The organism is Paenibacillus zanthoxyli JH29 (assembly GCF_000520715.1).
Taxonomy (GTDB): Bacteria; Bacillota; Bacilli; order Paenibacillales; family Paenibacillaceae; genus Paenibacillus_AQ; species Paenibacillus_AQ zanthoxyli.
Map to the genome: position 1 here is coordinate 1 of NZ_ASSD01000087.1, position 302 is coordinate 302.

General features: G+C 60.9%; 1 pseudogene. It reads left to right on the plus strand.

What is annotated here, in order from left to right:
• A pseudogene (locus L691_RS27700) lies at window positions 1-302 on the plus strand (4-amino-4-deoxy-L-arabinose transferase); the annotation flags it as partial.

Below are 302 nucleotides of genomic sequence, written 5' to 3' on the forward strand. Positions count from 1 at the left end.
TATTGCAGTTGCCGGGCTGCTGGCGCTTTTCAAAATCAGCAAGAAGCAGCTGCCTCGAATTACGGCCATTGCCGGACTGCTCGTCCTTCTGATCGGTCCGCTCTACTGGTCGCTCACGCCGATTGCCTACGGCCTGAACAGCATGATTCCGGCCGCCGGTCCTGACAGCCGAAGCGGCATGGGCGAAAGGATGAACAGAGCCATCGGCGGCTCCGACGATGGGGGTGTGCCGGACGCTGCGGATGCCCAGAGCGGAGCAAGCGTCCAGACTAGCGCAAACGCCCAGAATGGTACGGATAACA